The following is a 15,689-nucleotide window of genomic DNA, read 5'->3' as shown; positions in this document are numbered from 1 at the left end:
TTCATTTGAATCATGGCCATCAACACCAAAATCGAAGCAGATCAGAACGCCCCTGCGATCACGCAGATTCTCGGCGCATTCGTTGCGCAGCATCCATCGGGCGGCTGGCCTGCCGAAGTCGAGCATGAAGCCCACCGGACTTTTCTGAACTGGCTGGGTTGTGCCGTCGGCGCAGCGCATCACGAAGCCGCATGGGCCGCGCTGCGTGCGGTCCAGGTCCTCGAGCCGGCCCCGCAGGCGGCGGTGCTGGGGCGCGCCGATCGGGTGGATGTCGCCAACGCGGCGCTGATCAACGGCATCACCTCGCACACCTTCGATTTCGACGACACCCATCTCAAGACCATCATCCATCCGGCAGGCCCCGTGTGTTCGGCGGTGCTGGCCCTGGCCGAACTGACGGGCGCGACGGGGCGGCAGGTCATCGACGCGGTGGTCATCGGCATCGACGTGTCGTGCCGACTGGGCAACATGATGTATCCCCATCATTACGACCGAGGCTGGCACATCACCGGATCGACCGGCACGCTGGGCGCCGCTGCCGCGTGTGCCCGCCTGCTGGGGCTGGATACCGAAAAAAGCATCATGGCCCTGGGCATCGCCGCCTCGCAGCCGGTGGGCCTGCGCGAGCAGTTCGGCACCATGACCAAACCGCTGCACCCCGGTGCGGCCGCCAAGGCCGGGCTCATGTCGGCCCTGATGGCCAGAGAGGGCTTCACCGCCAGCCGCCGGGCCATCGAGGCCCCGCGCGGCTTTGCCCAGGTGGTGTCGACCAAGTACGACTGGAGCGAGGTCACCGGCGAACTGGGCTCGCGCTTCGAGATCTCGTTCAACGCCTACAAACCCTTTGCCTGCGGCATCGTGATTCACCCGAGCATCGATGCCTGCGTGCAACTGCGCGCCAAGGGCGTGACCGCCGACAACCTCGAACGCCTGGACCTGCGTGTGCATTCCCTGGTGCTTGAACTGACCGGCAAGAAGGAGCCGGCGGACGGCCTGCAAGGCAAGTTCAGCGTGTACCACGGCTGTGCCGTCGGGCTGATCGAAGGACGCGCCACCGAAGACGAGTATGCGGACGACGTGGTGACCCGCGGCGATGTCGTGGCCACCCGGCGCAAGGTCGTCGCCACCATCGACGACAGCATCGACGAGGCCGCAGTGGATGCCGTGGCCACCTTGAAGGACGGCCGCCAGGTGCATGTGTTCGTCGAGCATGCCATCGGCTCGCTGGAGCGTCCGATGAGCGACGCCGACCTCGAAGCCAAGTTCAGCGGCATGTCCGATGCGATCCTGGGTGCCGATCGGACCCGGCGACTGCTGGACGCCTGCTGGACGCTGGGCGCTGCGGGCAGCGTGCGCGACATCGTGGCTCTGGCTTCTGCCGCCCGGCCATGAAGACGTCCGCAATGAGCCAACCCGCAAGAAACACCGTCGTCGTGCTCGACGACTGGGAACATGCCCTGCGCGAACGGGTGCGCTGGGATGAGATCCGGACCCGGGCCGAGGTCACGATCCACAGCCGCCGGCTGGTGGGCGGCGAACTCGTCGAGGCGCTGCAGGGGGCGCAGTGTGTGGTGCTGTTCAGGGACCGGACGCCCATGCCCCGCGCGTTGCTCGAAACACTGCCCGACCTGCGCCACATCGTCTACACCGGCACCCGCAACAGGACGCTGGACATCGAGGCGGCGCAGAGCCTGGGCATGAGCGTGAGCCATACGGAATGGGGGCCGTCGAAGGCCAGCACCTGCGAGATGACGTGGACACTCATCCTGGCGGCAGTGCGGCGCTTGCCGTCCATCCAGCTGACGCCGAGCAGGCCCGTTTGGCGGGCACCGCATGGCGCCAGCTTTTTGCCACCCGTTCTGGAGGGCAAACGGCTCGGGTTGATCGGGCTGGGGCAGATCGGCCAGCGGGTCGCGGCCGTGGGGCAGGCACTGGGCATGGAGGTCGTGACCTGGAGTCCCAACATGACGGCCGCGCGTGCCGCGGCCAGCGGCGTCACCGCCGTGTCGCTCGAGGAACTGCTGGGCACCGCCCAGGTCGTCAGCCTGCACCTGGTGCCTTCGGCATCCACCCACCATCTGCTGAATGCGGAAAGGCTGGGGGCCATGCGGCCCGACAGCGTGCTCGTCAACACCTCCCGTGCCGAGCTGGTCGACAGCCAGGCCCTGGTCCACGCGCTGCAGGCCGGACGACCGGGCCTGGCTGCGCTGGATGTGTTCGCGCATGAACCCCTGGATGCGGCGTCGCCGCTGCTGGCGATCGAGAACGTCATCTTGACGCCGCACTATGGGTTTCTGAGTCGGGAAGTGGTGGAGGAGTTTGCGAGGGGGGTGGAGGGGAGGTTGATGGCGGTGTTGGGGGGAGGGCCCGAGCGGGGCGGGATGACGTCAAGCGTTTGAGCCAGCCGCACGCGTTTGCGGCCGAGGATGCCGGGTACCACGCCGTGCTGCGCCGGGCCCTGCCTGTTTCTACGATCTCACACGCGCCCGCTGCACGGCGCTGCGGGCCGCCAGGTAGGCAAACACCAACCCGGGGCCCAGTGTGATGCCGGGTCCGGGGTAGGTGCCGCCCATGATCGAGTGCTGGTCGTTGCCGACGGCATAGAGGCCTTCGACGGGCTGGCCCGACGCATCGAGCGTGCGTGCCTGGTCGTCGGTCTCGAAGCCGGTGGCGGCGCCGATGTCGCCGGGGTACAGGCGCAAGGCGTAGAAGGGGGCGGTTTCGATCGGGCCCAGGCTGGGGTTGGGACCGGTCCAGGTGGCATCGCCGTTGGCGCGCTGGTAGGTGGTGGTGCCGCGCTGGAACTGTTCGTCGACGCCGGTCTGGGCAAAGCGGCCGATGTCGGCGGCGGCCTGCTTGAGGTGGGTGGCGTCGATGCCCAGCTTGCCCGCCAGTTCTTCGAGGGTCTGGCCCTGCACGATGTAGCCGTCGGCAATGCCTGCGCGCAGGCCCATGCCGTTGGGGCGCACCATGCCCAGGCCGTATTTGCGCATGCCGTTGGCATCGGTCACCAGGAACGAGGGCACGCTGGGTGCCTGGGCGTTGGCCTCCTGCATGGTGATGCCGGTCAGGTGGTACGAAGTGGATTCGTTGTAGTAGCGCTGGCCCTTCTGGTTGACGATGACGGTGCCCGGCTTGGCGCGATCGAATACGAAATGAGGGAACACGGCCGTACTGCCATCCGTGCGTTTGCGCAGCGAGACGGGCGCCCAGAAGCAGTTGCTGCGGCCGCCGCGTCCGTAGACGGCGCCGACGGTTTCGGCGAGGTCGTGCATGGCGCCGGTGTGGCCGGGCGCGCCGGCGCACCAGGCCACTGCAGAACCGGGTGCCAGTTGGGCACGCCGCTGCGGGTGGCGATTGAAGCCGCCGCTGGCCAGGATCACGCCGCCCTTGGCGTGGATGGTGCGGGTGGCGTCGTGCTGGCTGATGACCAGCGTATCGACCGCGCCCGAGCCGGCGCGGCTGCGCAGCAGGTGGGTGACGCGGGCTTCGGTCAGCAACGTCACGCCGCGTTCGCGCAGCGACAGCAGCAGCCGTCCGATGAGGGCATTGCCCATCACCAGCCGGGTGCCGCGCGGGCCGCTCAGGCGATCGCTGACGTGGCGCAGCATCGTGCGCGTGACGTACTTGAAGGTGGACCACGAGCCCCACCATTTGCGGTTGAAGGCCAGGAGCTGAATGATGTCGTCGCGGTCGACCATCATGCCGCCCAGCACGGTGAATTCGGGGATGGGCGGACGGACCAGGTCGAAGTCCTTGCCCAGCAGCCGGCCGTCGAAGGGCAGGGGTTCCAGTGCGCGTCCGCAGGTGGTCGAGCCTTCGAGTTCCGAGAGGTAGTCGGGGTGGAAGTCGCGGGGACGGTATTTCACATGCGAGTGGTCTTCGATCTTGGCGACGGCATCGGCGCCGTTGTCGAGGAAGGCGCGGCGCACCGACCGGTCGGTGCGATCGCCCACGGCCAGATCGAGGAAACGTTCGGCCTGGTCCAGCGTGTCCTGCGGATTGACTTTGGGGGCATGGCGGGTGCCGACCACCCACGTGGTCGCACCCGAGTAGGCGGTGGTGCCGCCGACGTATTCGGTGGATTCGACCAGCAGGACCTTGGCGCCGTCGATGGCGGCGAACAGGGCGGCCGACATGCCCGCACCGCCCGCGCCGACGACCACGACGTCGAATTCGCTGGGGTCGGGCAGGGATTTGAGTTCTGTTTTCATGAGTGAAGTGTCTGGGTGAAGGGTGTGTGGGCAGAGATGCCCGCGACGGAGGGGGATGAGCCGGTGTCTTGCGCGGCCTGCCGCTGGTAGACCTCGAGCGTGCGCAGCAGGCCCTCGCGCAACGGTGTGGGCTGGTAATGGGGGACGAGCTGCCGCAGATCGTCGGCCGGCAGCTCGGCGGCGATGGGCAGGGGGGCGCCCTGGGCCGAAAGCTCGACGCCGGGGCCGAGCGCGCGAAGACGGGTCAGCATCTGGTCGGTGGTGTAGACATCGCCCACCATGTTCAGCACCAGGGCGGCTTGCGGCCCGGCGGTCGCCGCGGCCACGAAGACCTGGGCCACGTCTTCGACGTAGACCAGTCCGGTGGCGCCGGTGAAAGGAATCACGTAGGGCTGGCGCAAGGCGATCGCGCGGCAGGCCAGCGACGGGCCGGCGCTCGATCCGGTCTCGCGGCCGGCGCCGTAGATCACGAAGGGCCGCAGGCCCACGCTGGCCACGCGGTGACCGGGCCGACCGTCGGCCTGTGCGGCCGGGTCGCACCAGTAGGCGCGGGCGATGCCTTCGCAGGCCAGCTTGGTGGCGCCGTACACGGTGGCGGGCGCCGGGTGCAAGGCGTCGTCCGGCCCGTAGACGCCGGCGCTGCTGGCATAGGCCACACCGGCCCAGCATTCGCGCCGTGCGGCCTCGAACACATGGATCGTGCCCTTGATGTTGACGTCGACCGCGCGCAGGGCGTCGTCGCGGCAGGTGGGCGTGAGCAGGCCCGCGAGGTGGATGGCGCCGTCGCAGCCCGATGCCGCAGCGGCCACGTCGCCGCCGTTCGAGACATCGCCATCGTGCCATTCGATCGCTGCGGCACGTGCGCCGACGATGCCGTGCACCAGGCTGCGGTCGCCCGCCCGGTCGAGTACACGCGCGCCGTGGCCTGCTTCGAGCAGGGCCTTGAGGACCCAGGCGCCGAGGAAGCCCCGTCCGCCTGTCACCAGAATCTTCATGTCCGTGGTTCTCTCGTCGTTGAAGGTGGAATAGTGGAATGGAACAGGGCTCGCCATCAATAGGTCGCGCGTCCGCCCGAGAGGTCGAACACCGCGCCGGTCGAGAACGAACAGGCCTCGGATGCCAGCCAGGCCACCATGGCCGCGACCTCGGCCGGCTGGCCCATGCGCCGCACCGGGATGCGCGACAGGCTGGCCGCCAGTGCCTCGGGAGTCATCTGCTGGACCAGCGCGGTTTCGATCACGGCCGGGGTGATGCAGTTGACGCGGGCGGGCGTGAGGGCCAGTTCCTTGCCCAGCGACTTGGTCAGGGCGATCACGCCGGCCTTCGCGGCCGAGTACGCGGCCATGTCGGCATTGCCTTCCTTGCCGGCGATGGAGGACAGAAACACGATGCGTCCGGCAGCCGATTGGCGCACCAGCGGCACCACCGCCCGGGCGCACAGAAAGGCGCTCGTGAGGTTGATGTCCAGCGTGCGCCGCCAGGCTTCGAGCGGGTAGCCCGCCACCGGCAGACAAGGCCCGGTGATGCCTGCGCCATGCACCAGCACGTCGACGCTGCCCAGGGCCTGCACGGTCTGCTTCAGCGCCTGCTCGACACCGGTTTCGTCGGTGAGGTCGGCGGCGCAGGCGTGGGCCTCGGCGCCCGAGTCGCGCAGCTCGGCGGCCAGCGCGTCGAGTGCCCTGGCGTTGATGTCCCACAAGGCCAGGCGCATGCCGTCGGCTGCCAGGCGCTGCGCCACCGCACGGCCGATGCCGCCGCAGGCTCCGGCGATCACGGCCACGGGGGCGGAACGGGCCGGCACGGGGCTCATGCCGGTTCCTCGCGCAGCAGGAAAGCGACCATCAGATCGCGTACGCAGGCGAACATGTCGCCGCCGGTCATCGTCGGGTGCCCGCCGGCGCGGGCGGCCGCGATCAGCGGCGTGATCGCCGGTGCCGTGATCACGTCGCCGACAAAGGCATGCGAGGCCAGGTGCGCCACCTGCACGGGGATGGGATCGTTTTCGCGCATGCCCACGGGCGTGGCGTTGAGCACGATGTCGAAGCCCGTGGGATCGGGCGAGCCGGCCTCGACGCGGGTCGAATCGAGCGAGGCCAGCCGCGCGATCAGGCTGTCGCGGCGCGTGGTGTCCTCGTCGTGGATGGCCAGCGCGCTGGCGCCGGCCTCGACCAGGGCGTGTGCGATCGCCGAGCCCGCGCCGCCGGCGCCGACCAGCAGCACACGCCGACCGCGCGGATCGCAACCCTTGCGCCGCATCGCCGTGACATAACCGAGCCCGTCGAACATGTCGCCATGCCAGGTGCCGTCGGCGTTGCGGCGCATCGTGTTGGTGGCTTGCAGAAAATGTGCGCGTTCGGAGGCCGTCGTGCACAGGCCGTAGGTGGCGAACTTGTGCGGCACGGTGACGATGATGCCGTCCACGTTCTGCACCCGGGTCAGGCCCTGCACGCAGGCGGCGAGGTCGGCCGGTGCGACATGCGCGGGCATGACGATGGCGTTGTGCCCGCGGTCGTGAAACGCCTGCGTCACGCCCGAAGGCGATTTCACCTGCGCAATCGGGTCCCCCACGATGATGTGGACCCGTGTGGCGCCGTCCAGATAGTCCTGAATGTCAGGCATGTCTTTTTGCTCCTGTCTTCTGTTTTGTCTGTCTTGTCGATCCATGGGCCGGGATGGCCGGCTTCACTCGTGCACGATACCCAGCAGGCGGGCCTGCGTGGCGGTGTCGGCGGCGAGGTCGGTGGCCGCACCTTCGTACGCCAGCTTGCCGTTGACCAGCACGCAGGCACGGTCGGCGATGCCGAGAACCGATTCGGCATGGTGCTCCACGATGATCATGCTGACCTGGCCGCGCAGGCGCTTGACGGCTTCCATCACCTCCTGGACCACGGCGGGTGCCAGGCCTTCGAAGGGTTCGTCGAGCAGGATCAGCCGGGCCGGAGCCATCAGCGCACGCGCGATGGCCACCATCTGGCGTTCGCCGCCCGACAGGCTTTCGGCCTTGATGTTGCGGCGGTTGTGCAGGCGCGGGAACAGCTCGTAGGCCTTGTCCACGCTGATGCCGCCGGGGCGGGCGGCGAGCACCAGGTTTTCATAGACGGTGAGGTTGGGGAACAGCCGCCGGCCTTCCGGCACGATCGAGATGCCGGCGCGGTTGATCGCGTGCGACTTGCGGTTGGTGATCTCCTGCCCGTCGAAGCTGATGCGGCCGGCGCTGACGGGCATGGCACCCATGATGGCGCGCAGGGTGCTGGTCTTGCCCACGCCGTTGCGGCCCAGCACCGCCAGCACCTCGCCCTCGTTGAGGCTCAGGTTCAGGCCGTCGATGATGGTGCTGCCGTTGTAGCCGGCCTTCAGGCCTTCGATCTTCAGCAGCGTCTTGCCGGTGCGTGCCGTGGGCTGGAGGACGGGCTGGGCCGGGCTGACTTGCGGATGAACCGTGCCGGCCGTTCCGCTGCCCGCTGCCGCTGCATCCGGGGCCGGCGAGGCCTGCGCGCCCTTGGTGCCCAGGTAGGCTTCGATCACCAGCGGATGCACCGCCACTTCCGCAGGCTTGCCGTCGGCGATCAGTTGTCCGCGGTGCAGCACCGTGACCCGATCGGAGATGGCCAGCACCCGGTCCATGTCGTGTTCGATGAGGATCACGGCATGCTGGCGGGCCAGCGTGCGGATGAGCTTGGCGACGATCTCGCGGTCGGCTTCGGCCAGTCCGGCCAGCGGTTCGTCGAGCAGCAGAAGCCGGGCCTCCATGGCCAGCGAGACGGCAATCTCCAACAGCCGCTGTTCGCCGTGCGACAGGTCGGTACAGCCTTCGGCGGCGCGGTCGGCCAGGCCCACCGCATCGAGCAGCGACCAGGTGCGGTCGTTGACCTGCGCCATGTCGTGCGCATCGCGCCACAGGCTGGGCAGGCCGGGCTGAGCGGCCTGGACGGCCACCCGCACGTTCTCGAACACCGTCAGGTTCTTGAAGATGCTGAGGATCTGGAACGAGCGGCTCATGCCCAGCTTGATGCGCTTGTGCACCGGCAGGCGGGTGATGTCGCGGCCTTCGAACACGATGCTGCCTTCGCTGGGAGGAAGGATGCCGGTGAGCATGTTGAAGAACGTCGTCTTGCCGGCGCCGTTGGGGCCGAGAAAGCTGTGGAGCTGGTACGGGTAGATGTCGAGATCGATCTTGTTGGCGGTGACCAGCGAGCCGAAGCGTTTGCTCAGGCCGCGCACGCTCAGCACCGGCTTGCTGGCATCGGCCTGCATGCGCGCGCCGGCATAGGGCTTGATGACGGCCGGCCGCGCGGGGATGCCCTCGCGCACCAGCGTCCAGCGCTGGCGGCCGAACAGGCGCTGCACCAGGCCCTGGATGCCTTCGTGCGAGAACAGGGCGAACAGGATGATGATGGGCGCGAAGATGAGCCACCAGTGCTCGGTCAGGCCGCTGAGCTTGTCCTCGAGCACGATGAAGGCGATGGCACCCCACAACGGGCCGAGCACATGGTGCACGCCGCCCAGCACGGTCATCAGCAGGCTGTCGCCCGCGTGTTCCCAGCTCAGGTTGTTGGCGTAGGCCCCTTGCAGCAGCAGGCACAGCAGGCCGCCGGCATATCCGATGATGCCGCCGGCGATGACGAAGGCACCGAGTTTCAGGCCATAGGTGTTGTAGCCCAGGCTGGCCGCACGTTGCTCGTTGTCGCGCGCGGCCTGCAGGGCACGGCCGAAGGGCGAGTGCACCAGCCGCCACATGAACCAGACCACGGCAAGAATCGTCAGCACCGCAAAGACGTGGAAGGCGGCGAACGAATCGAACATCGGGCGCGGCACGTTCTGCAGGCCGTTTTCTCCGCCGGTGAACTCGGTCCACTTGAAGGCGATCTCGAATGCGATCTGCGAGCAGGCCAATGTCAGCAGCGAGAAGTACAGCCCGCGCCGGCGCAGGATGAAGGCCCCCAGTGCCGCAGCGAGGATGAGCGAGAACACCACCGCCAGCGCCAGCGCCGACAGCTCGTTGCCGCCGACGCGCAGCAGCACGATGGCGACCACATAGGTGGATGTGCCGAAGAACACCGAAGCCCCGAACGGCACCAGGCCGCTGTAGGCGACCAGCAGATTCACGCCCATGCCGTAGAGCGCGTAGATGGCGATCTGCGTGGCGCGCGACAGCGGCGTGCCCATCACGATCATCAGCACGGACAGGCCGGCCAGCACCAGGGCCATCACGACCACCGGATGGCGAAGGATATTTGTCGATTTCATTCAAAACGCTCCCAGCGTTCGCCGAACAGACCGCGCGGACGCACCAGCAGGATGAGGACCATCAGCACATACATGGCTGCGGCCGAGGCTTCCGGAAAGAACTGCACCGTGAGCGCGGTGACCAGTCCGACCAGCAGGCCCGCGACCACGGCCCCGGGGTAGGAACCCAGGCCGCCGATGGTCACGATCACGAAGGCCGGCATGATGGCTGCGGTGGCCATGGTGGGCGTGACGGTCTGCAGCGGCGCGGCAAGCATGCCCGCGGCACCGGCCAGAAAACAGCCCAGGCCGAAGGCGCCGGTGAGCACACGCGGCAGGTTGATGCCGAGCAGGCCGACCATCTCGGGGTCGCGGCTGCCGGCGCGCAGGATGCGGCCGAACGGTGTGAACTTGAAGAACGCCCACAGCGCGATCAGCAGGATCACCGTGGCCACCAGCACGGCCAGGCGGTACTTCGTCAGCAGGATCGGGCCGTACTCGATGAAGCCGCTGAAGATCGGGGGCGGGCTGAAGGGCAGGCCGCCCGCACCCCACACCAGCCGCATCAGCGAGATCATCAGCAGCGACAGGGCAAACGTCAGGATCAGCCCGAGCAGGGGCTCCTTGCCGTAGAGCCTGCGGATGAGCAGCCATTCCACCAGCATGCCGACCAGGCCGACCAGCACGGGCGCGAAGACCACGGCGTACCAGCCGAATTCGGCTTGCAGCGTGAGCGCGAAATAGGCGCCGAGCGCAAAAAAGGCCCCGTGCGCGAAGTTCACCACGCCCAGCATGCCGAAGATGATCGACAGGCCGGTGGCAATCAGCACATACAGGAAACCAAGCACCAGGCCGTTGACGGCCTGGGACAGGATGAGATCCAGCATCTCCAACTCCCTCAAAAAATAGAACGGCCCGCAGCGCGCCGGCTGCCGCGCGCCGCGTCGGGGCGGCGGCGGCAGGCCAGGGCTGCGGGAAACAAGTCAGTGCATCGGGAGAAGATCAGCGGGGATCCATCCGGCAGCCGATTTCCTGCTGCGTGCCGTAGAGGGCATCGAGCTGAGAGGCGTCGTTGGGCGCCGTGGCCACCACGTCGAGCCAGTCCCACTGGTCGGTGATCTTGTCCTTGACCTTGAGCACCAGGGTCTTGCGCAGCATCTGGTGATCCCACTTGCGGTAGTAGGCGGGTGTGCCGCCGTCGTCGATGCGCACCGATTCCAGGGCCGCGGCGATGTCGCCGCCCTTGACGTTGCGGGCCTCCTCGATGCCCGCGATCAGCATGCGCATCGAGAACCAGCCGAGCCAGACCTTGTCGGCCGGCGGCTTCTTGTACTTGGCGACATAGGCCTGCGTGAAGGCCTTGTCGGCCGCCGGGTTGTCGGGCGAACTGAAATGCCAGGGCTTACCGAAGTAGCCGGTGGCGGCCTCGGGGCTGATCGACCAGAGATCGGCGTCGCCGATGATCGGGCAGGCGATGGGGATGCGGCCTTTCATGCCCATTTCGGCGTACTGCTTGAGGAAGGTCGAGAGGTCGCCGCCGGGCAGGCCGGCCACGACCACGTCCGGCTTGGCCTGGCGCAGCTTGAGGATGAAGGAGCTGAAATCGGTGGTGCCCAGGGGCGTGGCGTCCTGGCTCTGCACCGAGCCGCCGCCTTCCTTGAGCAGGCCGGTCATCGAGGTCTGGATGTCCTGCCCGAACGCGTAGTTCGCCGTGAGGAAAGACCACTTCTTGCCGACCTTGAGCAGCTCGGGCGCCATGGCCCGGCTGGCCACCAGCGTGGTCGTGAGGGTGCGGAAGGTATAGGGGTTGCACTCCGAGCCCGTCAGCTCGCGGGCTGCGGCATTGGGAGAGATGTAGGGCACCTTGGCCCGCCGCGCCACCGAGGCCATCGCCAGCGAAGTGGCGCTGTTGGTGCCGCCCAGCACCGCCACGACCTTGTCCTCGTCGATCAGCTTCTGCATGTTCTGCTGCGCCGACTGCGGATTGGGTTCGTCGTACCAGACCAGCTCGACCGGGCGGCCCAGCAGTTTGTTGCCGACGGCTTCGAGCGCCATGCGTGCGCCGGAGACCAGTTGTTCGCCCTGAACCGTCCAGGTGCCTTGCTTGGCAAACACCAGTCCGATCTTGATCGGCCCCTCGCCCTGCGCCCTTACCAGGGCGGGCATGCCCAGGCCAAGGGCCATGCCACCTGCCAGGGTCTTGGCGGTTCTCCCCAGCATTTTTCGGCGTCCGTGATCAAACACGTTGTCATTTTTCATAGCGTTGTCTCCTAATTGTCGGCGGTCCGGTTGGAACTACGAAAGGCGCCTTCAGGCCAATCACACCTTCAGGCGATGTCTCGGAGCGGATACTACATAAAACTGGAACAACGTTCAACTATTGAATATCGTTTAATTTCAGGATAGGATTCGACTCAGATCGGCGGCGAGGCATTGCGGGCCGCCGACACACAGAAAAAACAGGAGACACCGACAGATGACGCCAACCCCTGCAACACCCCCATCGCCCACGGATCGCCCGGCGCAGCGACCGCGCATCGCGGTCATCGGCGCGGGTGCGATCGGGCGCATGCACATCGGCCACATGGCTCAGCGCACGGACATGACGCTCGCAGCCGTGGTCGAACCCACGCCTGCCGGCCGCCTCTGGACCGAGTCGCTGGCGGTGCCCGTGTTTGCCGATCACCTGGCCATGCTCGAAGCCGTTCGGCCCGACGCCGCCATCGTCGCCACCCCCAATGCCACCCATGTGGATGTGGCGATCGACTGCCTGCGCCACGGCGCCGCCGCGCTGGTTGAAAAACCGGTGGCCGACACGCTCGACGAGGCCCGGCGCCTGCTGGCTGCCGAGCAGGAATACGGCCTGCCCGTGCTGGTGGGTCATCACCGGCGGCACAACCCCATCCTGCGGCGTGCCCGCGACATCGTCGCCAGCGGCCGGCTCGGCACCGTGCTGAGTGCCACGGCGCTGGCGACGTTTCTCAAGCCCGACAGCTACTTCGACATGGCCTGGCGCCGGCAGGCCGGTGGCGGCCCGGTGCTGATCAATCTGATCCACGACATCGACCTGCTGCGTTTCCTGATGGGCGACATCCAGTCCATCCAGGCCTTCAGCGCCAACACGGCCCGGGGTTTCGAGGTCGAGGACACCGCCGCTGCCATCCTGCGTTTCAAGAGCGGCGCCCTGGCGACGCTGTCGGTTTCGGATGCGACCACGGCACCCTGGAACTGGGATCTGGCCAGCGGCGAAGCCGAGCATTACCCGCGCCAGTCCATCAATTCGCACTACATCAGCGGCACGCACGGCTCGCTCACGCTGCCTCAGCTCGAGGTCTGGAGTTACCCGGGCGCGCGCGGCTGGCACGATCCACTGACCCAGGAGCGCAGTGCGCTGCACCGGGGCGATCCCTATCAGGAGCAGTTGCGGCACTTCCGCGCACTCGTCACCGGCGAGGAAAATCAGCCGGTGTGCAGCGTGCAGGACGCCATGCGCACGCTCGAGGCCACGCTGGCCGTGCGCACCGCGGCCCTCACAGGGCAGCTCGTGAGCCTGGCTGCATGACGGATCGGGCGTGCAAATCCGGTACGCTCAAGTGAATTTCACTTGAACCGATTGCTCCACCATGAACGGAATCCTCGACCGCACCCTCGGCATCCTCGAACTGCTGGCCGCCCACGTGGAAGGCCTGCCGCTGGCCGCCATTGCCGACCGCATCAACACGCCGCGCAGCGCGGTCCATCGCCTGCTGGCCGACCTGATGCGTCACGGCTATGTGCGCCAGGTGCGCGAGCAGGGCGATTACGTGCTGACCACCAAGCTGGTCTCGATGGGGCTGAGTTTCCTGAGCAATTCGGGCATTCTCGACATCGCGCAGCCGCTGCTCGACCGGCTGGCGCAGGCTTCCGGCGAACTGGTGCGGCTGTCGGTGATCGACGGCGAACGGCTGACCTGGGTCGCCCGCGCCCAGGGGGCCACGCGCGGCCTGCGCTACGACCCGGACATGGGACAGGACGCCAGGTTCTCGTGCTCGGCCTCGGGCTGGGCCTGGCTGTCCACGCTCAGCGACGAACAGGCGCTCGAACTGGTCGCACGGCAGGGCTTCGGCAGCCGCGAGGAGTTCGGGCCCAACGCGCCGACCACCGTCGCAGAACTGCTCGAACGCCTGCAGCAGACCCGCGCCCGAGGTTTTGCCGTCACGGTCGAAACCTTCACGCAAGGCATGACCGCCATGGCCGCGCCGGTGCGCCGGGGCAGCCAGCAGGCCATCGGCTGCATCAGCGTCGCAGGCCCTGCCTTTCGATTCACCGAGGAACGCATGCTGGCCATGGGTGAAGAACTCATGCGCGTGGCCGCCGAACTGGCGGCCATCAGCGGCTCCTCTCCGCTTTTCTACGCCCCACCCCGAGACGCACGACATGTGATCGTCTCGACCTGATGTCATGACCCCCCACACCACCGCATCCTCTCCTCAAACACAACGGCAAGACCTGCAATGTGACGTCCTGGTGATCGGCTCCGGCGCCGGTGGATTGGCCACCGCCGTGACGGCCGCCAAGCTGGGACTGGATGTGGTGGTGATCGAGAAAGAGCCGGTCTACGGCGGCACGACCGCCTGGTCCGGCGGCTGGATGTGGATTCCACGCAATCCGCTGGCCCTGCGCGGAGGAATCCGGGAAGACCGGTCCGCGCCGCTGGCCTACCTGCGCCAGGAGATCGGCGAGCACTACAGCGCCAGCCATGTCGAGGCTTTTCTCGACCACGGTCCGGCGATGATCGAATTCTTCGAGCGGCACACCGCGCTGCGGTTCGTCGACGGCAACGCCGTTCCGGACTTTCATGGCAACACGCCGCATGCAGCGCTGGGCGGACGCTCCGTCAGCGTGCAGCCTTTCGATGCGCGTGAGCTGGGACCGCACGGCCGGGACATGCGTCCGCCGCTGGACTTGATTTCGCTGTGGGGCATGGGCATCGCATCGGGGGCGGAGTTGCGCCATTTCCTGCGTGCGATGCGTTCGCTCTCGTCTTTTGCCTATGTGACGCGACGGGTGCTCGGCCATTGGCGCGACCTGCTGGTGCATGGCCGCGGCATGCGGCTGGTGAACGGCAATGCGCTGGCCGCACGTCTGGCCAAGTCGGCTTTCGATGCCGGCGTACGGGTGCTGACGTCGCATGCGGCCCGGCGCCTGATCGAGCAGGATGGCCGTGTCGCCGGTGCCGTGGTGCAGACGCCCGCCGGCGAGATCACCGTGCGCGCCGGCCGTGCGGTGGTGCTGGCCTGCGGCGGTTTCCCGCACGATGTCGAACGCAAGAAGGCACTGTTCGACCATGCGCCCACGGGCCGGGAACACTGGTCTGCGGCCGTGCCGTCGTGCACGGGCGACGGTCTGCGGCTGGGCGAATCGGTGGGCGCGCGCCTGGAACACCGGACGGACAGTCCGGGTGCCTGGGCGCCGGTTTCGCTGGTGCCGCGTGCCGACGGCAGCCAGGGCGTCTATCCGCACCTCATCGAACGGGCCAAGCCGGGCGTCGTCGCTGTCACGGCGCAAGGAAAACGCTTCGTCAATGAGGCGGATTCCTACTTCGACTTCATGGAAGCGCTGCTCAAGACCGTGCCACCCGGGCAGACCGTGCATGCCTGGCTGCTGTGCGATCACCGCTTCATCCGCCGCTACGGGCTGGGCGCGGCCAAGCCGGCCCCCATGCCGTTCGGCCACCTGATTCGCTCGGGTTACCTCAAGCGGGCCGACGACCTGGCGCAACTGGCCCAGGCCTGCGGCATCGACTCGGCCGCGCTGCAGGCGACCGTGGCGCAATACAACCTGCATGCCCGCAGCGGGCACGACCCCTTGTTCGCCAAGGGCCAGACGGCCTACAACCGCGTGCAGGGCGACCCCACGCATGCGCCCAATCCCTGCATGGCCCCCATCGAGCACGGGCCGTTCTATGCCGTCAGGATCGTGCCCGGCAGCCTGGGGACGTTCACCGGTCTGCGCACCGATGCCAGCGCACGCGTGCTGGATGCGCGCGACCAGCCCATCGCAGGGCTCTATGCCTGCGGCAACGACATGCACAGCGTCATGGGCGGACGCTACCCCAGCGGCGGCATCACGTTGGGGCCGGCCCTGACCTTCGGTTTCATCGCCGCTCACGACATGGCGGGCGTGCCGCTGCAATCCGCTTATCCCCAAGCCGCCTGAAACCCCATGCCGGGTTGTCGCCGGCCGGCTTTTTTTCCTTCACTTCCAATC

At 67.7% G+C, this 15,689-nt stretch carries 12 protein-coding genes; 5 read left to right on the top strand and 7 right to left on the bottom strand.

Annotated features, from left to right (window positions below; all coding sequences use genetic code 11):
- Positions 1–12: 12 nt before the first annotated feature.
- A complete protein-coding gene (locus EC845_RS16185; RefSeq protein ID WP_123299149.1) occupies positions 13–1,392 on the top strand; it encodes an MmgE/PrpD family protein in 1,380 nt (459 codons plus the stop codon).
- Positions 1,393–1,403: 11 nt separating this feature from the next.
- Positions 1,404–2,399, top strand: coding sequence for a D-2-hydroxyacid dehydrogenase family protein (locus EC845_RS16180; RefSeq protein WP_123299148.1), 996 nt, complete (start codon positions 1,404–1,406; stop codon positions 2,397–2,399).
- 69 nt (positions 2,400–2,468) lie between these two features.
- Here the strand turns inward: EC845_RS16180 and EC845_RS16175 are convergent, their stop codons facing one another.
- From EC845_RS16175 to EC845_RS16145, 7 genes are all read right to left on the bottom strand, one after another.
- A complete protein-coding gene (locus EC845_RS16175; RefSeq protein WP_123299147.1) occupies positions 2,469–4,214 on the bottom strand; it encodes an FAD-dependent oxidoreductase in 1,746 nt (581 codons plus the stop codon).
- On the bottom strand, positions 4,211–5,209 hold the full coding sequence (locus tag EC845_RS16170; protein ID WP_123299146.1) for an NAD(P)-dependent oxidoreductase: 999 nt from the start codon (positions 5,207–5,209) through the stop codon (positions 4,211–4,213). Before EC845_RS16170 ends, EC845_RS16175 begins: the two co-directional genes overlap by 4 nt.
- A 56-nt stretch (positions 5,210–5,265) precedes the next feature.
- Positions 5,266–6,024: an SDR family NAD(P)-dependent oxidoreductase gene (locus EC845_RS16165; protein ID WP_123299145.1), complete on the bottom strand. Its 759-nt coding sequence runs from the start codon at positions 6,022–6,024 to the stop codon at positions 5,266–5,268.
- On the bottom strand, positions 6,021–6,833 hold the full coding sequence (locus EC845_RS16160; RefSeq protein ID WP_123299144.1) for a shikimate dehydrogenase: 813 nt from the start codon (positions 6,831–6,833) through the stop codon (positions 6,021–6,023). The genes EC845_RS16165 and EC845_RS16160 overlap by 4 nt, the downstream gene beginning before the upstream one ends.
- Before the next feature lie 63 nt (positions 6,834–6,896).
- Entirely contained in the window at positions 6,897–9,461 is a 2,565-nt protein-coding gene (locus EC845_RS16155) for a branched-chain amino acid ABC transporter ATP-binding protein/permease (protein ID WP_123299143.1), read from the bottom strand.
- Complete coding sequence (locus EC845_RS16150) at positions 9,458–10,327, bottom strand: branched-chain amino acid ABC transporter permease (RefSeq protein WP_123299142.1); 870 nt, start codon at positions 10,325–10,327, stop codon at positions 9,458–9,460. Before EC845_RS16150 ends, EC845_RS16155 begins: the two co-directional genes overlap by 4 nt.
- A gap of 115 nt (positions 10,328–10,442) precedes the next feature.
- Entirely contained in the window at positions 10,443–11,699 is a 1,257-nt protein-coding gene (locus tag EC845_RS16145; protein WP_123299141.1) for an ABC transporter substrate-binding protein, read from the bottom strand.
- A 217-nt stretch (positions 11,700–11,916) separates the two neighbouring features.
- Here EC845_RS16145 and EC845_RS16140 point away from each other — a divergent pair, with 217 nt between their 5' ends.
- From EC845_RS16140 to EC845_RS16130, 3 genes are all read left to right on the top strand, one after another.
- On the top strand, positions 11,917–13,002 hold the full coding sequence (locus EC845_RS16140) for a Gfo/Idh/MocA family protein (RefSeq protein WP_123299140.1): 1,086 nt from the start codon (positions 11,917–11,919) through the stop codon (positions 13,000–13,002).
- A 61-nt stretch (positions 13,003–13,063) separates the two neighbouring features.
- Positions 13,064–13,876: an IclR family transcriptional regulator gene (locus tag EC845_RS16135; RefSeq protein WP_123299139.1), complete on the top strand. Its 813-nt coding sequence runs from the start codon at positions 13,064–13,066 to the stop codon at positions 13,874–13,876.
- A 4-nt stretch (positions 13,877–13,880) separates the two neighbouring features.
- Positions 13,881–15,638 (top strand): FAD-dependent oxidoreductase, encoded by a 1,758-nt coding sequence (locus EC845_RS16130; protein ID WP_123299138.1) that lies wholly within the window; start codon positions 13,881–13,883, stop codon positions 15,636–15,638.
- Positions 15,639–15,689: the final 51 nt, after the last annotated feature.

Origin of the sequence: Comamonas sp. BIGb0124 (assembly GCF_003752175.1) — a bacterium.
Classification (GTDB): Bacteria; Pseudomonadota; Gammaproteobacteria; order Burkholderiales; family Burkholderiaceae_C; genus Comamonas_F.
This window is presented reverse-complemented; position numbering and strand designations above follow the sequence as displayed.